The sequence below is a fragment of the Sinorhizobium sp. GQ132 genome (assembly GCF_059758575.1).
On record NZ_JCAXDX010000002.1, the window covers coordinates 858,388 to 883,226 of the forward strand.

Consider the following 24,839-nt stretch of genomic DNA (forward strand, 5'->3'; position numbering starts at 1 on the left):
ACCCGCGGCGTCTTGTTTGATTTCCTCATTCCTGTGCTTGTCACAGGAATCCAGCCAGACCAAGTCCTTGGGCTGAAAGAACGCTTCCCGCGCCGCAGACGCGGCGCTGCTGGATCCCTGTGACGAGCACAGGGATGAGGGTAGAGAGGGTGCGGCCCCTTGGCGTGTTTCCCTCAACCGTGAAAATAGCGAGGCGACACGGCAGGTCCCGGGCACGCCCGTGTATAGCGTCCCCGCTTCGCTTCGAGGCGAGCATGTAGACGTAACCTTTCATTGCGTGACAGGTTGACGATTCCCCCGCATATTCTCAAGCGAAAGTTGTAGGAGCCGCACATTCCCGGTCCCTCATTCCTGTGCTTGTCACAGGAATCCAGCCAGACCAAGTCCTTGGGCTGAAAGAACGCCTCCCGCGCCACAGACGCGGCGCTGCTGGATCCCTGTGACGAGCGATGAGGCAAAAGGAGAGATTGCAGTCCTCCGATACGCCTCCTACAGCGCCGCGCGTCTTATGAGAAGCGCACGCTCGGTACTCAAGGAATTCAAGCGCATTGCCATGCGTGCCGACAAAAGCGACCCCGAGCTTCAACGCCATTATCCATCTCGCACCGTCATAAACTCAAAATGAATCTCAACAGGCACTAGACGCACGGCAAGCGACAGCCCGGGAAACGTGCGGGATTCCCGGGCTGCCTCATGGAATGGCGCGGTTCAGCGGATGCGCTTTGCCGCGGGCTCGGGTACCAGTTCGCCGTTGAGCCGGCGGTCGAGATAGTCTTCGCATTCGGCCATGAGGGTCTCGACCTGGCCGTTGAAGAAGTGGTTGGCGCCCGGTACCGTCTTATGCGTGATCAGGATACCCTTCTGCGTCTTGAGCTTCTCGACGAGCCCATTGACGTCCTTTTCCGGCGCGACCTTGTCGGAATCGCCGTTGATGATCAGACCGGAAGAGGGGCAAGGCGCCAGGAAGGAGAAATCGTAGATGTTCGGCTGCGGTGCCACCGCCATGAAGCCCTCGATTTCCGGACGCCGCATCAGCAGCTGCATGCCGATCCAGGCGCCGAACGAGTAGCCGGCGACCCAGCAGCTCTTGGAATCGGGGTGCAGGCTCTGTACCCAGTCGAGCGCGGACGCGGCATCGGAAAGCTCACCGGCACCATGGTCGAATTCGCCCTGGCTGCGGCCGATGCCCCGGAAATTGAAGCGCAAGGTGGTGAAGCCGCGCTTCTGGAACATGTAGAAGAGCTGGTACACGATCTGATTGTTCATCGTGCCGCCGAACTGCGGGTGCGGATGCAGGATGATCGCAATCGGTGCGCTCTTCTGCTTCGAAGGCTGATAGCGGCCCTCAAGGCGACCGGCCGGTCCGTTGAAAATGATTTCGGGCATTGGCTCTCCGGGAGTGCTTTGGTTCAATTCCGTCGTTCTTGGTGCCGATCTGTCTTGACTAAACCAGTCAGCTTTTCTAGAACCTACTTTAGAACCGTTCAAAACTTGGGTGCGGACCTCCGCATAAGCTTCGTCTCTTAAGGCAAGCGGCGCGGAAAATTCAAGGAAAATGCAACGGGCCGTTCGAAGCGGTCGCAGCAGCCTAGCGAAGGAATCGATGTCGGGATCGCGCATCTACATGGACTGGAACGCCACGGCGCCGCTTCTGCCGGAAGCGCGCGAGGCGCTCCTGTACGCGCTCGATCAGTTCGGCAATCCCTCTTCGGTCCACGGCGAAGGGCGTGCGGTGCGCGCTCTTGTCGAGAGCGCCAGACGCGATGTTGCCACTCTGTGCGGCGCGCAACCCGCAGCGGTCGTCTTTACCAGCGGCGCGACGGAAGCGGCGAACATGGTGCTGACGCCGCAGTTGCGCATGGGGCGCACGCCGCTCAAGGCAGGCAAGCTCTATGTTTCGGCGATCGAGCATCCGGCCGTGCGCGAGGGCGGGCGTTTCGCGCGCGAGGATGTTTGCGAGATACCGGTGACAAATGCCGGGATCGTCGACTGCGCAGCGCTCGACGATCTGCTTCAGGCCCATGACCGTGAGACCGGTCTGCCGATGGTGGCCGTGATGCTTGCCAATAACGAAACCGGCATCATCCAGCCGGTCGCCGAGGTTGCGGCGATCGTGCGCGCGCATGGCGGTATCCTGGTCGTCGATGCGGTCCAGGCGGCCGGCCGGCTGCCGCTTTCGATCTCATCGCTCGGCGCGGACTTTCTGATCCTGTCGTCGCACAAGATCGGCGGCCCCAAGGGAGCGGGCGCACTCGTCGCCCGCGGCGAGATCATGATGCCTTCTCCACTGATTCGCGGCGGCGGACAGGAGAGGGGCCATCGTTCGGGGACCGAGAATGCAGCCGCGCTTGCGGGCTTTGCGGCTGCAGCACGCGCCGCGGCTGGGAATATCGACGGGCGCATGGCCGCCATAGCCGCGCTGCGCGACGGCCTCGAGGCGGAAATGCAGTCCTGCGCCCCCGATGTGGTGATCCACGGGCGCGACGAGCCCCGCCTGGCAAATACCTGCTTCTTCACGCTTCCGGGGCTGAAAGCCGAGACCGGGCAAATCGCTTTCGATCTCGAGGGCGTCGCCTTGTCGGCGGGCTCGGCCTGCTCGTCCGGAAAGGTCGGGCAAAGTCACGTCCTGACCGCCATGGGCTACGATCCCCGCCAGGGTGCGCTCAGGATTTCGATCGGCGAGGCGACGACGCAAGCGGAAATCGAGCGCTGCGCGGCAGCATTCGCGAAGGTGGCGGCGCGGCGCCGCTCGGCCGGACAGGCGGCGTGAAGCGGAGAGCATTGAATGAAATTGCGGAAAAGCAATTTTCCGCTTGGCAAATGGGGTGAAAAGCGCCTTTTAGCCATTACATAAGCGGTGCGCGAATACTTGCATCGTATTGACAAGCTGCCGGACCTTGGATCCGGCGAGATTGGAGAACGACATGCCTGCCGTGCAGGAAACCATTGATCAGGTCCGCCAGATCGACGTGGACCAGTATAAATACGGCTTCGAGACGACGATCGAGATGGACCTTGCTCCGAAGGGGCTGTCCGAGGATATCATCCGCCTGATCTCGTCCAAGAAGAACGAACCGGAATGGATGCTCGAATGGCGCCTCGAGGCTTATCGCCGCTGGCAGACCATGGAGGAGCCGACCTGGGCGCGCGTCCGCTACCCGAAGATCGACTTCAACGACATCCATTATTACGCGGCGCCGAAGGGCACGACCGGGCCGAAGTCGCTCGACGAGGTCGACCCGGAACTCCTCAAGGTTTACGAGAAGCTCGGCATTCCGCTGAAGGAACAGGAGATTCTCGCCGGCGTCGAGAAGTCGAAGATCGCCGTCGATGCGGTGTTCGATTCGGTCTCCGTCGTCACCACCTTCAAGGAAGAGCTGAAGAAGGCCGGCGTCATCTTCATGTCGATCTCCGAGGCGATGCGGGAGCATCCGGACCTCGTGCGGAAGTATCTCGGTACGGTCGTGCCGCAGTCGGATAACTTCTATGCGACGCTGAACTCCGCGGTCTTCACCGACGGCTCCTTCGTCTATGTGCCGAAGGGCGTGCGGTGCCCGATGGAGCTTTCGACCTATTTCCGCATCAACGAGAAGAACACGGGCCAGTTCGAGCGTACGCTCATCATCGCCGACGAAGGCGCCTACGTCTCCTATCTCGAAGGCTGCACGGCGCCGCAACGCGACGAGAACCAGCTTCATGCGGCAGTGGTCGAACTGATTGCGCTCGACGATGCCGAAATCAAGTACTCGACGGTGCAGAACTGGTATCCTGGCGACAAGCAGGGCAAGGGCGGCATCTATAATTTCGTGACCAAGCGTGGCGATTGCCGCGGCAAGAACTCGAAGATCTCCTGGACCCAGGTCGAGACCGGGTCGGCGATCACCTGGAAATATCCGTCCTGCATCCTGCGCGGCGACGGTTCGCGTGGCGAGTTCTACTCGATCGCGGTTTCCAATGGTCACCAGCAGATCGACTCGGGCACGAAGATGATCCACCTCGGCAAGAACACGTCGAGCCGCATCATCTCCAAGGGCATTGCAGCCGGCGTTTCGGAAAACACCTATCGCGGTCAGGTCTCGGCGCACCGCAAGGCCGAGAACGCCCGCAACTTCACCCAGTGCGATTCGCTTCTGATCGGCGATCGGTGCGGTGCGCACACGGTGCCCTATATCGAGGCGAAGAATTCGACTGCGCAGTTCGAGCACGAGGCGACGACGTCCAAGATTTCCGAGGACCAGCTTTTCTACTGCCTGCAGCGCGGCATTCCGGAAGAGGCGGCGATCGCTCTGATCGTCAACGGCTTCGTCAAGGAAGTTATCCAGGAATTGCCGATGGAATTCGCCGTCGAGGCACAGAAGCTGATCGGCATCTCGCTCGAAGGCTCCGTGGGCTAAGGCCCGTCCGAATACCGAACCGGCGCACGGAATTTGTGCGCGATAGAAGATTTCGTTTCCCAAGAGGACGAACACACATGCTTGAAATCAAGAACCTGCACGCACGCATCGCCGAGGACGGCACAGAGATCATCCGCGGCCTGAACCTGACCGTGAAGGCCGGCGAAGTCGCGGCCATCATGGGGCCGAACGGTTCCGGCAAGTCGACGCTCTCCTACATCCTGTCGGGGCGCGAAGATTATGAAGTGACCGAAGGCGACATTCTTTATAACGGCGAAAGCATCCTGGAGCTCGACGCTTCGGAGCGAGCCGCGAAGGGCATCTTCCTCGCCTTCCAGTATCCGGTCGAGATCCCGGGTGTCGCCACCATGCAGTTCCTGAAGGTGGCGATGAACGAACAGCGCAAATACCGCGGCGAAGAGGAACTGACGACGCCGGAATTCATGCGCCGCGTCAAGGAAGCTGCCGCCGAGCTGAAGATCGCGCCCGAAATGCTGCGCCGTCCGCTCAATGTCGGCTTCTCGGGCGGCGAGAAGAAGCGCGCGGAAATCCTGCAGATGGCTCTGCTCGAGCCGAAGCTCTGCGTTCTCGACGAGACCGACTCCGGCCTCGACATCGATGCGCTGAAGATCGTTGCCGATGGCGTCAACGCACTGCGCTCGCCTGATCGCGCTGTCGTCGTCATTACGCACTACCAGCGCCTGCTCAACTACATCGTTCCGGACACCGTCCACGTGCTCTACAAGGGCCAGGTCATCAAGTCCGGCGACAAGACGCTGGCGCACGAACTCGAGGCCAACGGCTACGCGGATATCATCGAGGCGGCAGCCTGACGCCTGTCGAAGGAGTGTTCGAATGAATATGCAACAGGCCATCAAGATGACGGCGGCCGAAACGGCGCTCGTCGATGCCTATACGGCGCAGATCGGTGATCTGCCGGGCGACGGCTCCGTGCTGTCGCTTCGCGACACGCTGGTCCACGAGTTGAAGACGGCAGGTCTGCCGACGCGCCGCGTCGAAGCCTGGCACTATACCGACCTGCGTACGCTGCTGCGGGCGGTGCCGGCGGCCGATCCGACCGCGTTTGCCGAACGCGTCGAGCCGGTCGTCCCGGGCTCGTCCGTTCTGTCCGTGCGCAACGGCCAGGCGGATATCAAGAGCGTTCCCGAAGAGCTGACGGCGCGCTCCTATACCGAGAGCCTGCTCGATGGCTCGGCGGTAGCCGGGCTCTCAGTGCTCGGCTCGGATGATGCGATCGGCCGGATCAATGGCGGCCTCGTGCGCGGCGGACTGGAAATCACCGTCGCCGCCGGCGCGCAGATCGAAGCTCCGATCGAAATCCAGGTGGTTCAGAGTCATGGTCAGGCGCATACGCGCTTTCCTGTCTCCTTCGGCGCCGGCGCGAAAGCGACCGTAATCGAACGTCATCTTTCGACGAATGCGGAGCCGAGCTTCGTTTCCTCGGTAAGCGACGTGACGCTCGCAGACGGCGCCGACGTGATCTGGATCATCCTGCAGCAGCAGGGTCCGGCGGACACGCATCTCGGCCAGATCCGCTTCGATCTCGGCAAGGACGCGAAGCTGCACCTCTTCGTCATCAACGCCGGCGGGAAGCTGGTTCGTCAGGAACTGCATGGCCGTGCGAGCGGCGAGGGCTCCGACCTGACGCTGCGCGGCATCAACCTGCTCGGCGGGGACAGCCACACGGATCTGACGTTCACGCTGAGCCACAACGTGCCGCACACGACGTCGAGCGAGATCATCCGCAACGTCGTCTTCGATCGGGCGAAGGGCGTGTTTCAGGGCAAGATCCTGGTCGCCCAGGACGCGCAGAAGACCGACGCCAAAATGTCGTGCAACACGCTGCTCTTGTCCGACGACGCCGATTTCTCTGCGAAGCCGGAACTCGAAATCTTTGCAGATGACGTGCAGTGCGGCCACGGTGCAACGGTCATCGATATCGATCACACGCAGCTCTTTTACCTTCTCGCTCGCGGCATTCCGGAAAACAAGGCGCGCGCCATGCTCGTCAATGCTTTCGTCGCCGAGATCGTCGAGGAACTGGAAGACGACGAGGCGCTGGTCGAGGCGCTGGAAGGCATAGTCGCGGCCTGGCTCGAAAAGCACGCCTGATTGGATAGAGACATGGAACATCCTGCGCCGCCGGTAGCGGCATACGACGTCGAAGCGGTCAGAAAGGATTTCCCGATCCTTTCCCGGACGGTCTATGGCAAGCCGCTCGTCTATCTGGACAACGGCGCGTCGGCGCAGAAGCCGCAACTCGTTATCGACGCCGTTGCCCATGCCTATTCCAACGAATACGCCAACGTCCATCGCGGCCTGCATTTCCTGTCGAATGCCGCGACGGAAGCCTACGAACAGGCGCGCGAAAAGGTTCGCCGTTTCCTGAATGCGCCGTCGGTCGACAACATCATCTTCACCAAGTCCTCGACGGAGGCGATCAACACGGTCGCCTACGGCTATGGAATGCCGCAGCTCGGCGAGGGGGATGAGATCGTCATCTCGATCATGGAGCATCACTCCAATATCGTTCCCTGGCACTTTATTCGCGAGCGGCAGGGCGCGAAGCTCGTCTGGGCGCCGATCGACGACGACGGCGCGTTCCACATCGAGGACTTCGTCAAATGCCTGACGGAGCGGACGAAGCTCATCGCCATCACGCACATGTCGAACGCGCTGGGCACCGTGGTTCCGGTCAAGGAGATCTGCCCCATTGCCCGCGAGCGCGGCATTCCGGTGCTTGTCGACGGCAGCCAGGGTGCGGTGCATATGCCCGTCGACGTCCAGGACATCGATTGCGACTGGTATGTGATGACCGGTCACAAGCTCTACGGTCCATCCGGCATCGGCGTGCTCTATGGCAAGACCGAACGGTTGAAGGAAATGCGCCCCTTCATGGGTGGCGGCGAGATGATCGAGGAGGTGACCGAGGACCGCGTCACCTACAACGATCCGCCGCATCGCTTCGAGGCCGGTACGCCGCCGATCGTCCAGGCGATCGGGCTCGGCTATGCGCTCGATTACATGGAGAAGGTCGGCCGCGAGGCGATCAGGGCTCATGAGGCGAGCCTGACGGCGTATGCCCGCGAGCGCCTGTCCTCGATCAATTCGCTGAGGGTTTTCGGCGACGCACCCGGCAAGGGGAGTATCTTTTCCTTCGAGATCGCCGGCATCCATGCCCATGACGTGTCGATGGTCATCGACCGTGCCGGCATTGCCGTGCGGGCCGGAACGCATTGTGCGCAGCCGCTCTTGAAACGGTTCGGCGTCACCTCCACATGCCGGGCGTCCTTCGGTCTCTACAACACCACGGCCGAGGTCGATGCGCTGGCGGACGCGCTGGAACACGCACGCAAGTTTTTCGCTTAGGGAGACGGACATGGGTCTCGAGCAAACACAAGAAAAAGTCGACGTCCGCGAAGGCATCGTTCATTCGGCCATTCCGCCGGAGGAACTGGCGCGCCTCAGCGACGACATCATCGCGGCGCTCAAAACCGTCTATGACCCGGAAATACCGGCGGACATCTTCGAACTCGGCCTCATCTACAAGATCGACATCGAAGACGACCGTATGGTGAAGATCGACATGACGCTGACCGCGCCGGGCTGCCCCGTTGCCGGTGAGATGCCGGGCTGGGTCGAAAATGCCGTAGGCGCCGTCGAGGGCGTTTCGGGCGTCGAAGTGTCGATGACCTTCGATCCGCCGTGGACGCCTGACCGCATGTCGGAAGAGGCGCAGGTTGCGCTCGGCTGGTATTGACCACCTGCCGATATTGATCCGTCGGCACGCGGGCATTACATTCAGTCTGGAAGCGCCGGGCCTTTACCCCGGCGATACGAAGGAGATGGAGCCTATGGGCTTTGCCGTTATGAGCCTGACCGATGCCGCCGCCAGCCGGGTCCGGTCGATCGTGGAAAATGCCGGAGGCGAGGCCAAAGGCATCCGCGTCAGCATCAAGAAGGGCGGTTGCGCCGGCATGGAATATGCCGTCGATCTCGTGAGCGAACCCAATTCGAAGGACGACCTGGTCGAGCACCAGGGGGCGAAGGTCTGGGTGGCCCCAGAGGCCGTGCTTTACCTTCTGGGCACGCAGATGGATTTCGAGACCACCACGCTGCGCTCGGGCTTCACCTTCAACAACCCTAATCAAACTTCTGCCTGCGGCTGCGGCGAGTCGGTGGAACTGAAGCCGGCCGATCTCGCGGCACTTGCCGAGCGCGGCGACGTGGTGGTCCGCGCCAGCTGATTCCGTACCCTATCAGCCCCTCATCCAGCCTGCCGGCCGCCTTCTCCCCGTTTTGACGGGAAGAAGGGACTTAGTCCCGCCGTCACTCCGTCTTGATCTCTCCCATGCGGTTCCATGCGTCGAGGCCGGCGATCTTGTAGGCTTCGGCCAGGGTAGGGTAGTTGAAGGTATTCTCGACGAAATATTCGACGGTGCCCTTCAGGTTGAGGACGGCTTGGCCGATATGGACGAGTTCGGTCGCACCTTCGCCGATGATGTGGACGCCGAGCAGCCGCCTCGTCCTAAGCGAGAAGATCATCTTCAAGAGTCCCGAATCCAGGCCCATGATGTGCCCGCGCGAAGTCTCACGGAACCGGGCGATGCCGCATTCGTAGGGAATTCCGCGCTCTTTGACCTCTTCCTCGGATAGGCCGCAGGTGGATATTTCCGGCACGGCATAGATGCCGTAGGGGAAATATTTCTGCGGCTCCTTGGCGATTGCGCCGACCGCAACACGGGCCGCGATGCGGCCCTGTTCCATAGAGGTCGAGGCGAGGCTCGGAAAGCCGACGACATCGCCGGCGGCGTAGATATTCGGAACGGTCGTCTGGAACGTTTCCGGATTGACCTTCAGCCGACCGCGGGCGTCGGCCTCGAGACCTGCCGCAGGAAGGTTGAGCGCATCCGTCGCGCCCATCCGGCCGGCCGCGAAAAGCACCATGTCCGTCGTGATCTTGCGGCCGTTGTCGAGGCTAAGCAGCACCTTGCCGTTGTCGAGCCGCTCCACTTTCTCCGCCTTCTGGCCCAAATTCAGTTTCATCGCGCGGTCGCGCAACTGATAGGTGAAGTCCTCGACGATCTCCCGATCGATGAAATCGAGCATGGTGGCCTTCGGGTCGATGACCGTTACCTGGATGTCGAGGGCGCTGAAGATGGTGGCGTATTCGATGCCGATGACGCCGGCGCCGATCACCACAAGCGAGCGGGGCAGTTCACGGATGTCAAGCAGTTCGTCACTGTCTACGACTGTCCTGCCGTCGAAAGGCATGTAGTCAGGCCGAAAGGGCTTCGTTCCCACGGCAAGCAGGATACTGGTGCCGGAAACGAGCATGCTCTCGTCGTCATCTTTGGAGATCTCGAGCGTCGTCGGCCCGACGAAGCTCGCCCTGCCACGGATGTGCTGTACGCGGTTTCGCGCGAACTGGTGTTCGAGCACCTCCACCTCGTGGTTGAGCGTTATGATCAGACGACGGCGCAGATCTTCGGCGCTGATCTCCTGCTTGACCCGATAGGAGCGGCCGTAGAAGCCGCGCTCGCGCCAGCCGGTCAGGTTGAGCGCCGTTTCACGCAGCGTTTTCGACGGAATGGTACCGGTGTGGACGGAAACGCCACCGACCCGTTTTCCCTGTTCGATGACGAGCACCTTCTTGCCAAGCTTCGCGGCCTGGATGGCGCCCCTGCGCCCGGCCGGACCACTGCCGACAACGATGAGATCGTACTGGTTCATGAACGCTTCCCCTGCTCGCGTGAGAATCGTTGTGCGATGCGGTATCTTTCGCGCAGGCACAGCTATATCGTCAATCGCACCGTTTGATGACGTGCAATGCCGCAGCGCCCTGTTCTGGATGCGTCTGCTGCATATTTTCCATCAGAACAATCGAAGCCCTTTGAGGCTGACGTGGCCGTCTTTGCCGATGATGACGTGATCGTGAAGCGCGATGCCGAGCGGCTTGGCGGCTTCGGCGATGAGCTTGGTCATGTCGATGTCGGCGCGTGACGGCGTCGGGTCGCCGGAGGGATGGTTGTGCACCAAAATCAAGGCGGTAGCGGAAAGTTCTAAAGCGCGCCTGACCACCTCGCGGGGATATACGGGCGTGTGGTCGATCGTTCCTTGCTGCTGAACCTCGTCGGCGATCAGCGTGTTGCGCTTGTCGAGGAAAAGGATGCGGAACTGCTCCTTCGTCTCATGCGCCATCGCCGCGTGGCAATAGTCGATCACGGCGCTCCAGGAGGACAGAACCTGTTTGTTGCGCAATTCGCTCCTGAGCATGCGGTGGCTGGCGGTCGCGACGAGCTTGAGATCGAGCGCGACGGACTCTCCGACGCCTTTGACTTCCTGAAGGAGGTGCAAGGGAGCGCCGAAGACGGCCGCCAGCGTGCCGAAGCGATCGAGCAGCGCCTTGGCGATGGGCTTGGTATCGCGGCGGGGTATGAGGCGGAAGAGGATGAGCTCGAGGAGTTCGTAATCCGCCAGCGCCGCATCACCGTGTTCGCGGTAGCGGGCTCTCAGGCGGTCCCGATGGCCGTGGTAGTGCGTATCGGTTGCCGGCGCCGGCGCGGTTGCGTGGCTCTCGCGGGTCGGCTTCTGCGGGAAAAACCGGCGTTCGTCCACGGCGTCGAAAAGGTCGTCGGGTTCGGCGGGCGGGGTCTTCGTCACGCGTCGCCCGCGACGTGAATGCCGGGCTTGAAGAGGCCGGCCGGTGAGAGCGTGAATATCTCGCAGCCGTCCGCCGTCACGCCCACCGTGTGTTCGTATTGGGCCGACAGGGACCGATCGCGCGTAACCGCCGTCCATCCGTCCGAGAGGACCTTCACATGCGGGCGGCCAAGATTGATCATCGGTTCGATCGTGAAGATCATGCCTTCCTTGAGCTCCGGCCCGTCATTGGCGCTGCCATAGTGAAGGATATTGGGCGCGTCGTGAAAGAGCCGGCCGACGCCGTGACCGCAGAAGTCGCGAACCACCGAACAACGCTCGGCTTCCGCATAGGCTTGGATCGCCTCGCCGATTGCCCCCGTGCGCGCGCCCGGGCGGACCGCCGCTATTCCGCGCATCAGGCATTCATGCGTTACGTCCAGCAGGCGCTCGGCGGCACGCTTTATCTCGCCGACGGGATACATCCGGCTTGAATCGCCGTGCCACCCATCGACCACATAGGTCACGTCGATGTTGACGATGTCCCCTTCGCGCAGCGGCTTGTCGTTGGGGATGCCGTGACAGACCACGTGATTGATCGAGGTGCAGGAGGATTTGGTGTAGCCGCGATAATTGAGGGTTGCGGGGAGTGCGCCGTGGTCCATGCCGAACTCGAAGACGAAGCGGTCGATCTCGTCCGTGGTCACGCCCGGACTCACGCGCGCCACGAGCTCGTCCAGGCAGCGTGCGGTCACCTGACAGGCCTTGCGCATGCCTTCAAACCCCTCCGGCCCGTAAAGTCGAATGACACCGGTGTTCTTGTAGGGAGCCGCGTCGGCCTCGATGTAAGTTACCATTCCAGATTTCCGTTGTTTCAGGCGATTTTCATAAAACAGCAGGGACCGGTTCGTCCACTACGATCGGTCCTGCCGCCAGGATTTGCGCCGGCGATACCGCGCATTTGACCGCATAGGCCTCGACGCCGCGTGCGCTCGCCCTTTCGAAAGCACGAGCATAGACCGGGTCGAGCTCACGGCATATGCGGAAGCGACTGCAATCGCCTCTCTGGATAAGATAGAGCATGATCGCGCGGTGTCCCGCCTCGACCATATCGCCCAGTTCCTCGAGATGTTTCGCACCGCGTTGGGTCGGGCTGTCCGGGAATTCGGCGAGACCGCGGACGCGGCTGAAATGGACGTTCTTCACCTCGACATAGGCGAGGCCCTTTTCCGCATCACTGAGCAGAATATCTATCCTGGAGTTGCGGCCGTATCTCTGCTCGCGCCGGAGCGTGCCGTAGGTGTGAAGATCGCCCACCTGTCCGGCCATGATCGCCTCTTCGGCGATCCGGTTCGGCAATCCGGTGTTGATGCCGACCAGCGTGCCGTCCGCCTCGACGATCTCCAGCATGTGGCGATACTTGCGTGTCGGACTGTCGTGTTCCGAGAGCCAGACCGGCGAGCCCGGTGTGGTCAGGCCACGCATCGAGCCGGTATTCGGGCATGAACCCGTGATTGCCGTTCCATCGGCCAGAATAGCGTCGAACAGGAAGCGTTTGTAACGCTGCACAAGCGTCGCAGGGACGAGCGGGCGAGGGAAATTCAAGGGGATTGCACTCTCTGCGGTCAGGCGCGCACGCGCACGTAGGAGCCGGGCGCTTCTTCGATGGAATTGAGCGGACCTCCGGCCTTGCGCGCCGGGATCCTGCGTTTGTCGAGCCGTTCGACCCAGCCCTGCCAATGCGGCCACCACGACCCGGCCGTTTCCTTCGCCTTACCCATCCAGGTCTCGAAGTCGCCCTTCGGCGCGCCTCCCGTCCAGTATTGATACTTGCTTCGGGCAGGAGGGTTGACGACACCGGCGATGTGCCCGGAGCCGGAGAGCACGAAGGTCACCTTGCCGCCGAAGCTGCTGCTGCCGAGGAAAACCGACTTTGCCGGCGCGATGTGGTCCTCTTTCGTCGCGAGATTGTAGATCGGAATCTTTACGTCGCTGAGCGAGACGCGGCGGCCGGCAAGCACCATCTCGCCCTTGGAGAGCCTGTTCTCGAGATAGCAGTTGCGCAGATAGAAAGAGTGGTTGGCCGCGGGCATTCGCGTTGAATCGGAGTTCCAGTAAAGCAGGTCGAACGGCAGGGGATCCTGGCCCTTGAGGTAATTGTTGACGAAATAGGGCCAGATCAGTTCCGAAGCCCGGAGCATGTTGAAGGCAGACGCCATCTTCGAGCCTTCGAGGTAGCCGGTGGCGCTCATATTGGCTTCGAGGTGGCGGATCTGGTCGTCGTCCACGAAGACCTTGAGATCGCCGGCGTGGGTGAAATCCACTTGCGTGGTGAAGAGCGTCGCGGAGCGAATGCGGTCGTCGCCTTCCGCGGCATGGAGCGCCAGGGTGGCGGCGAGCAGCGTCCCGCCGACGCAATAGCCGATGGAATTGACTTCGCGCTCGCCGGTTGCCTGTTCGATAATATCAAGCGCGAAGCCTATGCCTTCGCGTGCATAGGCTTCCCAATCCTTGGAGGCATGGCGTTCGTCCGGGTTTACCCAGGAGATGACGAAGACCGTGTGGCCCTGGTCGACCGCCCATTTGATGAAGGACTTCTCCGGGTTGAGGTCCAGCACGTAGAATTTGTTGATCCAGGGCGGGCAAATGAGCAACGGCCGCTTCAGCACGGTCTCGGTGCTCGCCTCGTATTGCAGCACCTGGCAGACATCGTTCTGCGCGATCACCTTGCCCGGAGTGATCGCGATGTTCTCTCCGATGGCGAACTTGCTGGTGTCCGTCTGGCGGAGCCGAAGCTCGCCGCGCCCGGCGGCTATGTCTTCCGCCAACATCTGCATGCCTTTCACGAGATTGGCGCCGCTCGAAGCCACCGTTTCGCGATAGAGCTGCGGATTGGTCGTGATGAAGTTGGTCGGGGAAAGCGCGCTGGCAATCTGGCGAACGTAGAAGGCCGCCTTGTGGCGGGTATGATCGTCAAGGCCCTCGGCGTCCTTGACCATGCGCTCCGCCCAGTCTGAGGTGACGAAATAGGCCTGGCGGATGAAGTCGAAAAACGGATTCTTCACCCAGTCTTCGTCGGCGAAGCGCTTGTCGTTGCGCTGAAGGTTGGCCGGGTCCTCCACGGCCTCGCCGGCCATGCGGTGGAGCGTCCGCGACCACATATCGAAGAAGCTGCCGAGAAGATGAGTCTGGGCTTCGAGTGTTCGCCGAGGGTCGGAGAGCCAGTATTCCGAGACCTTGGAAAGCGTCTTGACCATGTCGGAGACGGGCTCGGCGAAACTATCCGTCTTCTCGCCCGCTTCGCGCGGGGCGAGCCATGCCGAAGCGGCTTTTCCGAGCTGCTCTGCCGCACGAGCCATGTTGATGGCCAGGCTTTCGGGATCCTTGACGATGTAGGGCTCGACAGATTTCGGGTCGAAGCCGGCAAAGCCCGTAGCGCCCTCAGCCTTCTCTGCTGTCACCCGGCGTCCTCCACAGCATCTTGTTTGTTTTGTATTTTTACATTCTGCCCGAAAATGATTACAAGGGCTACTGCATGTTCCCGTGATCGTAGCCGGTCGAAGGACAAAAACATGCAGCAGATCAAAGTGCTACAGCGACCTTTGTGCGTCCCGGGAGACGCGCGGCGCTGTAGCGCATCGTTGCGCCGCAGAAACAGAGGTCATCGCCAGCATGCTTGCCGTCGGAAAACAGCGTTCGCTTTCTTGGATGTCCGCACTGATTCTCGCAGGCGTGCTCGCGGGCTGCAATTCGACGGCGGACCTTGCCACCTATCCTTCGGTTTACGGTCAAAAGCCCGCCGCCATGCAGCAGATGACCAATGAGGAGGCGCTGAACATGCAGGGGCAGTTGACCGCACTTGCCGGGCAGCGCCGGTCCGGCGCGATCTCAGAAGCCGAGTACCGGCGTCGCCTGAAGGAATTGCAGCTTCTGGCCGAGCAGCACGGTGCCGACACGCTGAAACAGATCGAGAATTAGCGCTTGCCTTTCTCGTGTTTTGGCCGCAAAGCGTTGAATGGCCGCGATGGCGGCCGTTCACCCCGCGCATGTCGAGCGAAGAGCCCAAGGGCTGCAAAGACGCGCGCCAAATGAGGTCTGGAGATGGAAGAGTTTCATAAAGTCCGGCGTTTGCCGCCCTACGTTTTCGAACAGGTCAACCGTTTGAAAGCGAGCGCGCGAGCGGCCGGTGCTGACATCATCGACCTCGGCATGGGCAATCCGGATCTTCCGACCCCGCAGTCAATCGTGGACAAGCTGTGCGAAGTCGTCCAGGACCCGCGGACGCATCGTTATTCGTCATCCAAGGGCATTCCCGGGCTGCGCCGTGCGCAGGCCGCCTATTATGCACGCCGCTTCGGCGTCAAGCTCAATCCCGAGACGCAGGTCGTCGCGACCCTCGGCTCCAAGGAAGGCTTCGCCAACATGGCGCAGGCCATTACCGCACCCGGCGACGTCGTCCTCTGCCCGAATCCGACCTATCCGATCCACGCCTTCGGATTCCTGATGGCAGGCGGCGTCATCCGCTCGATTTCGGTCGAGCCGGACGAGAGCTTCTTTCCGCCGCTCGAGCGTGCGGTCCGGCACTCGATCCCGAAGCCGCTGGCGCTGATCCTCAACTACCCGTCCAATCCGACGGCGCAGGTCGCAACGCTCGATTTCTACAAGGATGTCATCGCCTTCGCGAAGAAGCACGACATCATCGTGCTGTCGGATCTCGCCTATTCGGAAATCTACTTCGACGACGCACCGCCGCCTTCGGTTCTGGAAGTGCCGGGTGCAACCGATGTGACCGTCGAATTCACGTCGATGTCGAAGACCTTCTCCATGCCCGGCTGGCGCATGGGCTTCGCCGTCGGCAACGAGCGACTGATCGCGGCGCTGACGCGCGTGAAGTCCTATCTGGACTATGGCGCATTCACCCCGATTCAGGTAGCTGCAACGCAGGCACTGAATGGTGACGGCAGCGATATCGCCGAGGTGCGCGCCATCTACAAGCGGCGCCGCGACGTCATGGTGGAAAGCTTCGGCAAGGCCGGTTTCGAGGTTCCGCCGCCGCCGGCGACGATGTTCGCCTGGGCGAAGATTCCCGAGAAGTTCCGCCATCTCGGCTCGCTCGAGTTCTCCAAGCTTCTCGTCGAGAAAGCGGATGTCGCCGTTGCTCCGGGCATCGGCTTCGGCGAGCAGGGGGACGACTATGTTCGTCTCGCTCTGGTGGAGAACGAACACCGGATCCGCCAGGCCGCGCGCAATATCAAGCGCTTCCTTTCTTCGGCGGACGAGACGATGCACAACGTCATCTCGCTCAACGCACATCGGTAAGGAGCCGGGCTGTGCCCGTTTCCGCACCCAAATTGCCCCGCCTGGTCTGGCGGGGCGCCTCTACGTGTTAGGAACTTGCTATGGCAGATGCCCTCAAAATCGGCATTGCGGGCTTGGGGACCGTCGGTGCCTCGCTCGTGCGGATTCTCCAGGATCGTCATGAGACGATGGCGACCACATGCGGCAGGGCGATCGAGATTACGGCCGTAGCGGCAAGAGACCGGGCGAAGGATCGGGGCGTGAAGCTTTCGGGCATTGCCTGGTTCGACGACGCAGTTTCCCTGGCGTCGGAAGCAGACATCGACGTCTTTGTCGAACTGATGGGCGGCGCCGGAGACCCGGCCTATTCTTGCGTGAAGGCGGCGCTCACGCGCGGCGTCCATGTGGTGACCGCCAATAAGGCGCTTCTGGCAGCACATGGTGTCGAACTGGCGGAAATTGCCGAGAAGCATGGCGCGCTTCTGAATTACGAAGCTGCGGTCGCCGGCGGCATCCCCGTCATCAAGGCGCTTCGCGAGTCGATGACCGGCAACACGATCTCGCGGGTCTACGGCATCATGAACGGCACATGCAATTACATCCTGACGAAGATGGAGAGGGAGGGTCTCTCCTTCGAGGAATGCCTCAAGGAGGCTCAGCGGCTCGGCTATGCCGAGGCCGATCCGGCCTTCGACATCGAGGGCAACGACACCGCGCACAAACTCTCGATCCTGACGAGCCTCGCCTTCAGCACCGCGATTGCTGCCGACGACATCTATCTCGAGGGCATCACCAACATCTCGATCGAAGATATCCAGGCTGCTTCCGACCTCGGTTACCGCATCAAGCTTCTCGGAGTCGCCCAGCGGACCGATAGCGGCATAGAGCAGCGCGTCCATCCGACCATGGTACCTCACGACACCGTCATCGCGCAGGTCGACGGGGTGACCAATGCGGTTGCGATCGAATCCGACATTCTTGGAGAGCTTCTGATGGTCGGCCCGGGTGCGGGCGGGGACGCGACCGCATCGGCCGTGCTCGGCGATATCGCCGACATCGCCAAGAGCCGACCCGGCGCGCAGCACGTGCCGGCATTCGGCCGTCCGGCGAAGGCGCTGTTGCCCTATAAGCGCGCCCGGATGCAGAGCCATGAGGGCGGCTATTTCATCCGGTTGAAAGTGGTCGACCGCACGGGCGTCTTCGCCAATGTGGCGAAGCACATGGCGGAGAACGACATCTCGCTGGAATCGATCATGCAGCATTCCAAGCACTATGCCGACCCGGCCGAGCCGAAGACGATCATCCTCGTCACGCATGCGACATCAGAGGCTTCCGTCCGCAAGGCAATCGTCTCGATCAAGGGCGAGGGCTATCTCGTGGGCGAGCCGCAGGTTATCAGGATCGAGCGTCCGAAGGCCTGGTGACCGCGCGTCCTCATCAAATCTGTTGAGAAGCCGCTGCGACCGGCGACTTGCAGGCCGAACTGCACCCCCGCCGGTTTTTCAGTGCCGAAATCTTCGCTAAGAACGGAGGGACTTCGGACGGGTAGACAGATGGACGTTTTGGCGGATCCGATCCAACGGGCATTTCTCGGCGTTGAACGCTCGGTCAGCGGTCAGCGCTGGGTATCGCGCCTCGATCAGGCGGGCCAGAACCGTGCCCTGGCCATCAGTCAGATCCACGGCTATTCCGAACTCATCGCGCGCGTGCTTGCCGGGCGCGGCGTCGGACTGGACGACGCGTCGGCCTTCCTCGAGCCCACGTTGCGCGCACTGATGCCTGACCCCGACACCCTGACCGACGGCCGCAAGGCGGCCGAGCGGCTCGCGGATGCCATTCGTCGCCGCGAGAAGGTGGTGATCTTCGGGGATTACGATGTCGATGGTGCGGCCTCGTCCGCGCTCATGGCGCGTTTCCTGCGGCATTTCGATATCACCGCCGAGATCTATATTCCCGACCGCATTTTCGAGGGCTACGGTCCGAACCCGCAGGCGATCGATCAATTGATCGATCGGGGCGCCGAACTGATCGTCACGGTCGACTGCGGCTCGACGAGCCATGAAGCCCTGGCGGTGGCGGCAGAGCGCAGGACCGATGTCGTGGTCATCGACCACCATCAGGTCGGCTCGGTGCTGCCGCCGTGTCACGCCCTGGTGAATCCCAACCGGGAGGACGACCTGTCGGGGCAGGGCCATCTCTGCGCGGCGGGCGTTGTCTATCTTGTACTGGTCAATACATTGCGCGTGCTCCGCCTCAGGGGCGACCCGCGCGCGGCATCCTTCGACCTCCTGTCGCTGCTCGACCTGGTGGCGCTTGCGACCGTCTGCGACGTGGTGCCGCTCAAAGGCCTCAACCGGGCCTATGTCGTCAAGGGCCTGCTTGCTGCGCGGCACATGGGCAATGCGGGTCTCGCCGCACTCTTGCGCAAGGCGGCGATCGGCGGACCCGTGACGCCCTATCATCTCGGCTTCCTGCTTGGCCCGCGGATCAATGCCGGCGGGCGAATCGGCGACGCCGCGCTCGGCAGTCGTCTGCTGACCCTCGACGATGCCGCGGCGGCGGAAATCATCGCCACCCAGCTCGATGAACTCAATCGCGATCGCCAGGCGATGGAGGCGGCGATGCTTGCGGAGGCAGAAGCCGAGGTACTGGCGGAATACGGAACGGGCGAGGGCGCGTCGGTGATCGTCACTGCCCGACAGAACTGGCACCCTGGGATCGTCGGCCTCATCGCGGCACGCATCAAGGAGAAATTCCGCCGGCCGGCTTTTGCGATTGCGTTCGATCCGAACGGCCGCGGAACCGGATCCGGCCGTTCGATCAACGGTTTCGACATGGGGCGGCTCGTCCGTGCGGCCGTCGACAATGGCCTGCTGGTCAAAGGCGGGGGACATGCAATGGCCGCCGGGCTGACGGTCGAGCGCGGTAAGCTCGGCCAGCTTCGGCAATTCTTCGAAGAGCGCGCCGAAGCTGCCGTTCGCGATCTCGTCGCGGTCCAAACGCTCAAGGTCGATGGTGCACTGGCAGCGGCCGGGGCGACCCTCGACCTCGTCGATCTTCTCGACCAGGCGGGACCTTATGGCTCCGGCCATCCGCAGCCGCTCTTTGCCTTCCCGCAACATCGACTGCGCGATAGCCGCCAGGTCGGGGCCAACCACGTGAAGGTGACGCTCGAGGGGCAGGACGGCAGCCGCATGGAAGGCATTGCCTTTCGCGCGACGGAGACGCCGCTCGGCGATTTCCTGCTCGGCAACCGCGGCGCCACCGTTCATGTCGCGGGTTCCGTGTCAGCGGATCTGTGGCAGGGGACACGCAAGGTTCAACTGCGCGTGACGGACGCGGCGAAAGCGAATTAAACGCCGAGGCGGCGCCAACGGGTGTAGCCGAATCAGAGACTTACGGACTTTTCCTAGAGACTTTGAAGAGGAATGGCACGCCCAACGGGAATCGAACCCGTGTTTCCGCCGTGAAAGGGCGGCGTCCTAGACCGCTAGACGATGGGCGCCTGCTGCAGCGATTTGTGCGTCTGAAAGGCGCACGCGCTGTAAGACAAGGCGGCTTATAGAGAGCGCTTCGGATTCTCGCAAGAGACCGCGGGCGGTAAATTTCGATTTTTCCTGGGAAAAGATCGGGAGCAGACGCAAGCGCTATTCGGAAGCGAAATGATGCGCGCGTAAGGTGAGGAAATGGTACGCCCAACGGGACTCGAACCCGTGTTACCGCCGTGAGAGGGCGGCGTCCTGACCGCTAGACGATGGGCGCCTGCTGGTGACGATCAGCACCATACTATGAAAAACATGAAATAGAAAAGAGGTGGAATGGCACGCCCAACGGGAATCGAACCCGTGTTTCCGCCGTGAAAGGGCGGCGTCCTAGACCGCTAGACGATGGGCGCCTGCTGCAGCAAGCCTGGTGCCTCTGAAAAGGCGCAAGTCGCTGTAAGACAAGGCGGCTTATAGAGAGGGCATCGGGTTCATGCAAGTGATCAGAGGCGATTATTTTGCTTTTTCGGCAAGAGATCCGCGCAGGTCACTGCGATCCCTATGGTGACGCAAAGCAAAGACGTCCCATCCACACGCAAGACGAAGTATCCACAAGTATAAGAGGAGAAAATGGCACGCCCAACGGGAATCGAACCCGTGTTTCCGCCGTGAAAGGGCGGCGTCCTAGACCGCTAGACGATGGGCGCCTGCTGCAGCAACCTTTGTGCCTCTGAAAAGACGCAAGTCGCTGTAAGACGAGGCGGCTTATAGAGAGGGCTTCGGATTCCCGCAAGTGGCAGTTTTCATTTTTTCTGGGAAAAATCACCGCTGATCACGATGGGCCTTGTTAACAGGGAGCGATCGCCGATCAGCCTTTGCGACGGCGACAGCGCCAGTTCCAGTCGCGCTGGGGACCGATGTCGATATGGACGGAGTTGGTATGGCAGTAGGTGCCGACGCCGCCCCGGCCGGGAACGTTGCGCAGGAAATTCGCGAGCTCCCACTTGCTGACGCCCGCCACCTGGATGTCCGCCGCCTCGCAGCGCGTATGAAGGGACTGGCGCTTGCGGTTGACCTTGATGGCGCGCAGGCCCGAGGTGACCATGACTTTGCGGCCGTAATGACCTTCGACCGTCTTCAGGATGTCGAGAAGCTGCGGTTTGAAACAGCCCGTTTCCACCTTCTCCGTTTGCAGGATGAGGCCGCTCGGCGTGAGTCGGGCAAGGCCCGAGAGGTTCGCCACTTCCACGGGCGCGTCGTCCTCGTCAGCCTCGTGCGCTTCGTGTTCCATGCTGAAAAGCGGGTTCATGTTGACGCCGGGCAGTGACGTATAGGCGAGGGAAGCGACCCGCGGCTGTCCTGCATTGCTTGCGGTAATCGTTTTCTTCTCGCCTGCCGGCACAGCGCGTGTCGATTCGGCCCGCGGCTTTTCCCTGCGTTTCGGCGCAAACAGGCTTGCGAGGGTCCAGGTCTTCTTCGTCTCTTGAGTCTCTTTCTCACCGTGGTCGGAGCCCGCCGGCTGGGTGGCATCCGCCGGCGTCCGCGAGGCGACTTCGACCGGCTGCAGGGCCGCTGCCGTCGCACCTGATAATGCGGCCTGCGCGCTCAAAGGCAACGGAACGGCCGCGGGCGTATCGCTTTCGCCGGTGGCTGCCGGAGTTGCCGCAGCAATCGCTTCGTTTGCCGCGGGAGCTTCGCCTGCCGCGCCCTGTTGCGGTTGAATTACCGGTTGAGCCTCGGACTGTCCGTTGCTGAAGAGACTATTGGCCTTGGCATTCATCGTCGGCGATGCGACGGCCGACGGTGCTGCCGTCGGCTGGCTGCTTGGGGCCGGCCGCGCCTCGGCGGACGGTCCTGCGGGCGATTGCCCGTAGATGCTCGATGTTGTCGCGCGCAGCGCAGTGCCCTGCATGGCCAGACCGGGCTGCATGGCGGCGCTGTTGTGGCCCGCTTCACCGTCGGGCACCTGCGCCGTCGCGCCGGCACCAGCTACTTGCTCATCCTGCATCGTCCCCTCGGATGCACCCGGCGCTGCTTCCGCCACCTGTTGGGAATTGAGCGGGCTGATCGTCTCATTGTCGGCGACTGCCGACACACAGCCAGCCAGTGCCAGAAGCGATACGGATAATGCTGCGGCGCGTCCGATCGTCAGGAGACTGTATCCTGGTTCCAGATGTTGCAACGCCTTTTCCCCGCTCTCCGTGCATGCGGGTTGCTTTGCACCGCGCACACAACACGTTCCGATTCCGAATACGCTCCGGAACGGCACAACAATTTCACGCGGAGGGCGCTAGGCTCCCCACGGGAAAGGTCAGGCAAGTATAGGGCTATCCCCGCAAGTGACGACGAAGCAGAGCCCCGTTTCAACGTCTGCGCGGCAAGGTAATGAACGCCGCGTGTTTTGTAAACCTGCACCAACCTATTTCAGCTTCGCAAAATATAAGCGAAAGCCCGGCAATAGCCGGGCCCGAAGATCATCCGCTGTTCTATTGATCCTCTTGCGCCGACCGGTGCCGCGCCGCTCGGCAGGGCCGGCGACGGCTGACGATTAGCCGGTGGCAATTGTGCGAGGCTTACCAGACACCCGTATTGGCCATCGAAGCCCAGGGTTCCTGAGCCGGCAGGTGTTCGCCTTTCTGGAGGATTTCGATCGAGATGCCGTCCGGCGACCGGACGAAGGCCATATGGCCGTCGCGCGGCGGGCGATTGATCGTAACGCCGTTGTCCATCAGATCCCTGCAGAACGCGTAGATGTCGTCGACCTCATAGGCGAGGTGGCCGAAATTCCGCCCGCCGGCATATTCCTCGGAATCCCAATTATAGGTGAGTTCCAGGCAGGGCGCGGCTTCCCCCTTGGCGCGGTCGAGATCGCCGGGCGCCGCGAGAAAAACGAGCGTGAAGCGGCCTTTCTCGTTGTCGTATCGGCGGATCTCCTGGAGCCCGAAAAGCTTGCAATAGAAATGAAGAGCCTGGTCGAGGTCTTTGACGCGAACCATCGTATGCAGATACCGCATTGGAGAATATCCCTGTTTGGTGGAAGATGGCGTATAGTGGGACGACGGCAAGCCAGACGCAAGGCTGCATGCCTATAAACGTCTCAGGTCAAAATATGTCGAGGGGCTTGCACACGCGCAGCGGGACGATGTTATTCTGGCCCATAAGAATCAGTTAACCGTATCGAAGTGTTGCGCGTAACGAGGGGCTGCGAGAATGGCTGACAGGACATCTTCGAAAGACGTCATCCATAATGGCGAATTCGGTAACGACGCCCTTGATCTCATCGAAATTACCGGGGTCATAAAGTGGTTCGACGTTGCCAAGGGATTCGGCTTCATCGTTCCGGACAACGGCATGCAGGACGTTTTGCTGCATGTGACCTGCCTCAGACGCGACGGATATCAGACCGTTCTGGAAGGTGCCCGGGTCGTCGCTCTCATTCAGAAGCGGGATCGTGGCTACCAGGCCTTCCGCATCCTCTCGATGGACCAATCGACGGCCGTTCACCCCTCCCAGCTGCCACCGGTCAGAACGCATGTTCAAGTCACACCGACGAGCGGCCTCGAGCGTGTGCTCGTGAAGTGGTTCAACCGTACCAAGGGATTCGGCTTCCTGACGCGCGGGGAGGGCACCGAAGACATTTTCGTGCATATGGAAACGCTGCGCCGCTTTGGCCTGACGGAGCTGAGGCCCGGCCAAGTGGTACTCTGCCGCTTCGGGGACGGGGAGAAGGGCCTGATGGCTGCGGAGATCCATCCCGACGGGCCGACGCCGACCACGCGGTCGCACTGATGCCCGGAGTCGTCGGCATAGCTGCAAGAAGCGCCCTGACGGCGCTTTTTTTGTTGTCGCTGCTCGTCGCATCGGCCATGGCCGAGGTTTCCTTTGCCAAGGAGCGGGTGCGGCTGATAACGGCGAGCGGACGCACGCATGACCTTACTGTCGAGCTCGCGACCCAACCGGATCAGCGGGAGCAGGGGCTGATGTATCGCCGGCAGATGGCGCCGGATCACGGCATGCTGTTCGATTTCGGCGAGACGCGGCCGGTGATGATGTGGATGAAGAACACCTATCTGCCGCTCGACATGCTCTTCATCGCGCGTGACGGCGTCATCCGTACCATTCACGAGAACGCGGTTCCGCATTCCGAAGCCATTATCGATTCCAGGGAACCGGTGGCCTACGTGCTCGAGCTTAACGCCGGAACCGTGAAGCGACTCGGCATCAGCCCCGGGGACAGGCTCGAAGGTGCGGGACTTCCGGCCGCGGAGCGGGCGAACTGAAGCATCCGCCGGCTCCGCGCCAGCCTCGAAATTTGCTGTTGCAGCCGCAGGGCGAAGCGTGTATCTCCGCCTTCGTGGTGCGGAGTGTAGCGCAGTCTGGTAGCGCATCTGGTTTGGGACCAGAGGGTCGGGAGTTCGAATCTCTCCACTCCGACCATCCAATCACGTGAAAACATTGATCTCTTGGTCAACGGGAGCTGTTAAGAACAATGTCCGCGAAGATCTATCGCCCCGCAAAGACAGCAATGCAGTCCGGCAAGGCCAAGACGCATCTGTGGGTGCTGGAGTTCGATCAGGAAAGACCGCGCACGATCGACCCGATCATGGGCTACACGAGTTCCGCCGACACCCGGCAGCAGGTTCGCCTGACCTTCGAAAGTGCTGAGCAGGCGATCGCCTATGCCGAGCGCAACGGCATCGAGTATCGCGTGATCGCGCCCAAGGATGCGGCTCGCAAGAATGTTTCCTATTCGGACAATTTCCGTTTCAACCGGATGCAGCCCTGGACCCATTGAGGCTCACGTGCTGAGACGGCCCCTTAGCTCAGCTGGATAGAGCACCTGCCTTCTAAGCAGGTTGTCGCAGGTTCGAGTCCTGCAGGGGTCGCCAAACCACCTTCTAACTCATTGATTCTAGTTCAGGTGCGACCGGTCGGGGTCATAGGTGCGACCTGCATTCTGTTCGCAAGGCGTTCCGAGGCTGCCTTGGCGCTTTTTTCCGCT

Annotated in this window: 22 protein-coding genes and 6 tRNA genes; 16 read left to right on the forward strand and 12 right to left on the reverse strand. The window is 61.7% G+C overall.

The window, feature by feature from the left end; translation table 11 throughout:
- Positions 1-708: 708 nt before the first annotated feature.
- A complete protein-coding gene (locus AC6CIG_RS08145) occupies positions 709-1,386 on the reverse strand; it encodes an alpha/beta hydrolase (protein WP_018095045.1) in 678 nt (225 codons plus the stop codon).
- Positions 1,387-1,603: 217 nt separating this feature from the next.
- On the opposite strand from AC6CIG_RS08145, the gene AC6CIG_RS08150 reads away from it, so the two are divergent.
- The 7 genes from AC6CIG_RS08150 to sufA all read left to right on the forward strand — a co-directional run bounded on the left by AC6CIG_RS08150 (position 1,604) and on the right by sufA (position 8,662).
- Complete coding sequence (locus tag AC6CIG_RS08150) at positions 1,604-2,770, forward strand: cysteine desulfurase family protein (protein ID WP_437407681.1); 1,167 nt, start codon at positions 1,604-1,606, stop codon at positions 2,768-2,770.
- A 154-nt stretch (positions 2,771-2,924) separates the two neighbouring features.
- On the forward strand, positions 2,925-4,394 hold the full coding sequence (gene sufB, locus AC6CIG_RS08155) for a Fe-S cluster assembly protein SufB (RefSeq protein WP_003531481.1): 1,470 nt from the start codon (positions 2,925-2,927) through the stop codon (positions 4,392-4,394).
- Between the two features lie 77 nt (positions 4,395-4,471).
- Positions 4,472-5,227, forward strand: a complete 756-nt coding sequence (gene sufC, locus AC6CIG_RS08160; protein WP_003531483.1) for a Fe-S cluster assembly ATPase SufC — start codon at positions 4,472-4,474, stop codon at positions 5,225-5,227.
- A 22-nt stretch (positions 5,228-5,249) separates the two neighbouring features.
- Positions 5,250-6,527, forward strand: a complete 1,278-nt coding sequence (gene sufD, locus AC6CIG_RS08165; RefSeq protein ID WP_018095043.1) for a Fe-S cluster assembly protein SufD — start codon at positions 5,250-5,252, stop codon at positions 6,525-6,527.
- Between the two features lie 12 nt (positions 6,528-6,539).
- The gene (locus AC6CIG_RS08170; RefSeq protein WP_498322609.1) at positions 6,540-7,784 is read left to right on the forward strand and encodes a cysteine desulfurase; all 1,245 of its coding nucleotides are present in this window, start codon (positions 6,540-6,542) and stop codon (positions 7,782-7,784) included.
- A 10-nt stretch (positions 7,785-7,794) separates the two neighbouring features.
- A complete protein-coding gene (locus AC6CIG_RS08175; protein ID WP_018095041.1) occupies positions 7,795-8,175 on the forward strand; it encodes an SUF system Fe-S cluster assembly protein in 381 nt (126 codons plus the stop codon).
- A 94-nt stretch (positions 8,176-8,269) separates the two neighbouring features.
- On the forward strand, positions 8,270-8,662 hold the full coding sequence (gene sufA / locus AC6CIG_RS08180; RefSeq protein ID WP_437407682.1) for a Fe-S cluster assembly scaffold SufA: 393 nt from the start codon (positions 8,270-8,272) through the stop codon (positions 8,660-8,662).
- A gap of 82 nt (positions 8,663-8,744) precedes the next feature.
- Here sufA and sthA read toward each other — a convergent pair whose 3' ends face one another.
- The 5 genes from sthA to phaC form a co-directional block, all read right to left on the reverse strand.
- Entirely contained in the window at positions 8,745-10,148 is a 1,404-nt protein-coding gene (gene sthA / locus AC6CIG_RS08185; protein WP_018095039.1) for a Si-specific NAD(P)(+) transhydrogenase, read from the reverse strand.
- 141 nt (positions 10,149-10,289) lie between these two features.
- The gene (gene radC / locus AC6CIG_RS08190) at positions 10,290-11,078 is read right to left on the reverse strand and encodes a RadC family protein (protein ID WP_437407683.1); all 789 of its coding nucleotides are present in this window, start codon (positions 11,076-11,078) and stop codon (positions 10,290-10,292) included.
- Complete coding sequence (map, locus tag AC6CIG_RS08195; RefSeq protein ID WP_003537051.1) at positions 11,075-11,914, reverse strand: type I methionyl aminopeptidase; 840 nt, start codon at positions 11,912-11,914, stop codon at positions 11,075-11,077. Before map ends, radC begins: the two co-directional genes overlap by 4 nt.
- A 28-nt stretch (positions 11,915-11,942) precedes the next feature.
- On the reverse strand, positions 11,943-12,662 hold the full coding sequence (gene sfsA, locus AC6CIG_RS08200) for a DNA/RNA nuclease SfsA (protein ID WP_018095037.1): 720 nt from the start codon (positions 12,660-12,662) through the stop codon (positions 11,943-11,945).
- A 20-nt stretch (positions 12,663-12,682) separates the two neighbouring features.
- Positions 12,683-14,518, reverse strand: coding sequence for a poly(3-hydroxyalkanoate) polymerase subunit PhaC (gene phaC / locus AC6CIG_RS08205; protein ID WP_437407684.1), 1,836 nt, complete (start codon positions 14,516-14,518; stop codon positions 12,683-12,685).
- Between the two features lie 211 nt (positions 14,519-14,729).
- Between phaC and AC6CIG_RS08210 the strand changes: the two genes are divergently transcribed.
- The 4 genes from AC6CIG_RS08210 (at position 14,730) to recJ (ending at position 19,711) form a co-directional block, all read left to right on the forward strand.
- The gene (locus tag AC6CIG_RS08210) at positions 14,730-15,035 is read left to right on the forward strand and encodes a hypothetical protein (RefSeq protein WP_018095035.1); all 306 of its coding nucleotides are present in this window, start codon (positions 14,730-14,732) and stop codon (positions 15,033-15,035) included.
- 123 nt (positions 15,036-15,158) lie between these two features.
- Positions 15,159-16,376, forward strand: a complete 1,218-nt coding sequence (locus tag AC6CIG_RS08215) for an LL-diaminopimelate aminotransferase (RefSeq protein ID WP_010969423.1) — start codon at positions 15,159-15,161, stop codon at positions 16,374-16,376.
- Between the two features lie 80 nt (positions 16,377-16,456).
- On the forward strand, positions 16,457-17,779 hold the full coding sequence (locus AC6CIG_RS08220; RefSeq protein ID WP_437407685.1) for a homoserine dehydrogenase: 1,323 nt from the start codon (positions 16,457-16,459) through the stop codon (positions 17,777-17,779).
- 129 nt (positions 17,780-17,908) lie between these two features.
- Positions 17,909-19,711, forward strand: coding sequence for a single-stranded-DNA-specific exonuclease RecJ (recJ, locus tag AC6CIG_RS08225; protein WP_018095033.1), 1,803 nt, complete (start codon positions 17,909-17,911; stop codon positions 19,709-19,711).
- A gap of 73 nt (positions 19,712-19,784) precedes the next feature.
- Here recJ and AC6CIG_RS08230 read toward each other — a convergent pair.
- The 6 genes from AC6CIG_RS08230 to AC6CIG_RS08255 form a co-directional block, all read right to left on the reverse strand.
- Positions 19,785-19,860: transfer RNA gene (locus AC6CIG_RS08230), tRNA-Glu, on the reverse strand.
- Positions 19,861-20,042: 182 nt separating this feature from the next.
- Positions 20,043-20,117 (reverse strand) — tRNA-Glu (locus AC6CIG_RS08235).
- A gap of 57 nt (positions 20,118-20,174) precedes the next feature.
- A tRNA-Glu gene (locus AC6CIG_RS08240) sits at positions 20,175-20,250 on the reverse strand.
- Between the two features lie 218 nt (positions 20,251-20,468).
- Positions 20,469-20,544: transfer RNA gene (locus AC6CIG_RS08245), tRNA-Glu, on the reverse strand.
- Between the two features lie 161 nt (positions 20,545-20,705).
- Entirely contained in the window at positions 20,706-22,019 is a 1,314-nt protein-coding gene (locus tag AC6CIG_RS08250) for a YcbK family protein (protein WP_127709987.1), read from the reverse strand.
- A gap of 391 nt (positions 22,020-22,410) precedes the next feature.
- Positions 22,411-22,851, reverse strand: coding sequence for a VOC family protein (locus AC6CIG_RS08255; RefSeq protein ID WP_018095031.1), 441 nt, complete (start codon positions 22,849-22,851; stop codon positions 22,411-22,413).
- 196 nt (positions 22,852-23,047) lie between these two features.
- On the opposite strand from AC6CIG_RS08255, the gene AC6CIG_RS08260 reads away from it, so the two are divergent.
- The 5 genes from AC6CIG_RS08260 (at position 23,048) to AC6CIG_RS08280 (ending at position 24,726) form a co-directional block, all read left to right on the forward strand.
- Positions 23,048-23,626, forward strand: coding sequence for a cold-shock protein (locus AC6CIG_RS08260; RefSeq protein ID WP_003530922.1), 579 nt, complete (start codon positions 23,048-23,050; stop codon positions 23,624-23,626).
- Positions 23,626-24,117, forward strand: a complete 492-nt coding sequence (locus tag AC6CIG_RS08265) for a DUF192 domain-containing protein (RefSeq protein ID WP_018095030.1) — start codon at positions 23,626-23,628, stop codon at positions 24,115-24,117. Before AC6CIG_RS08260 ends, AC6CIG_RS08265 begins: the two co-directional genes overlap by 1 nt.
- Before the next feature lie 80 nt (positions 24,118-24,197).
- Positions 24,198-24,274 (forward strand) — tRNA-Pro (locus tag AC6CIG_RS08270).
- A 52-nt stretch (positions 24,275-24,326) separates the two neighbouring features.
- Complete coding sequence (locus tag AC6CIG_RS08275; RefSeq protein ID WP_003530925.1) at positions 24,327-24,632, forward strand: ETC complex I subunit; 306 nt, start codon at positions 24,327-24,329, stop codon at positions 24,630-24,632.
- A 17-nt stretch (positions 24,633-24,649) separates the two neighbouring features.
- Positions 24,650-24,726: transfer RNA gene (locus AC6CIG_RS08280), tRNA-Arg, on the forward strand.
- Positions 24,727-24,839 lie beyond the last annotated feature (113 nt).

Excerpts from the sequence above, each read along its gene's own strand:
- AC6CIG_RS08275 (WP_003530925.1), top strand. The coding sequence starts at position 24,327 with ATGTCCGCGAAGATCTATCGCCCCGCAAAGACAGCAATGCAGTCCGGC.
- AC6CIG_RS08220 (WP_437407685.1), top strand. The coding sequence starts at position 16,457 with ATGGCAGATGCCCTCAAAATCGGCATTGCGGGCTTGGGGACCGTCGGT.
- AC6CIG_RS08145 (WP_018095045.1), bottom strand. The coding sequence starts at position 1,386 with ATGCCCGAAATCATTTTCAACGGACCGGCCGGTCGCCTTGAGGGCCGC.
- AC6CIG_RS08260 (WP_003530922.1), top strand. The coding sequence starts at position 23,048 with ATGGCTGACAGGACATCTTCGAAAGACGTCATCCATAATGGCGAATTC.
- AC6CIG_RS08170 (WP_498322609.1), top strand. The coding sequence starts at position 6,540 with ATGGAACATCCTGCGCCGCCGGTAGCGGCATACGACGTCGAAGCGGTC.
- AC6CIG_RS08175 (WP_018095041.1), top strand. The coding sequence starts at position 7,795 with ATGGGTCTCGAGCAAACACAAGAAAAAGTCGACGTCCGCGAAGGCATC.
- sufC (WP_003531483.1), top strand. The coding sequence starts at position 4,472 with ATGCTTGAAATCAAGAACCTGCACGCACGCATCGCCGAGGACGGCACA.
- map (WP_003537051.1), bottom strand. The coding sequence starts at position 11,914 with ATGGTAACTTACATCGAGGCCGACGCGGCTCCCTACAAGAACACCGGT.
- sufD (WP_018095043.1), top strand. The coding sequence starts at position 5,250 with ATGAATATGCAACAGGCCATCAAGATGACGGCGGCCGAAACGGCGCTC.
- AC6CIG_RS08255 (WP_018095031.1), bottom strand. The coding sequence starts at position 22,851 with ATGCGGTATCTGCATACGATGGTTCGCGTCAAAGACCTCGACCAGGCT.
- AC6CIG_RS08210 (WP_018095035.1), top strand. The coding sequence starts at position 14,730 with ATGCTTGCCGTCGGAAAACAGCGTTCGCTTTCTTGGATGTCCGCACTG.
- AC6CIG_RS08150 (WP_437407681.1), top strand. The coding sequence starts at position 1,604 with ATGTCGGGATCGCGCATCTACATGGACTGGAACGCCACGGCGCCGCTT.
- recJ (WP_018095033.1), top strand. The coding sequence starts at position 17,909 with ATGGACGTTTTGGCGGATCCGATCCAACGGGCATTTCTCGGCGTTGAA.
- AC6CIG_RS08265 (WP_018095030.1), top strand. The coding sequence starts at position 23,626 with ATGCCCGGAGTCGTCGGCATAGCTGCAAGAAGCGCCCTGACGGCGCTT.
- AC6CIG_RS08215 (WP_010969423.1), top strand. The coding sequence starts at position 15,159 with ATGGAAGAGTTTCATAAAGTCCGGCGTTTGCCGCCCTACGTTTTCGAA.
- sufB (WP_003531481.1), top strand. The coding sequence starts at position 2,925 with ATGCCTGCCGTGCAGGAAACCATTGATCAGGTCCGCCAGATCGACGTG.
- sufA (WP_437407682.1), top strand. The coding sequence starts at position 8,270 with ATGGGCTTTGCCGTTATGAGCCTGACCGATGCCGCCGCCAGCCGGGTC.
- sthA (WP_018095039.1), bottom strand. The coding sequence starts at position 10,148 with ATGAACCAGTACGATCTCATCGTTGTCGGCAGTGGTCCGGCCGGGCGC.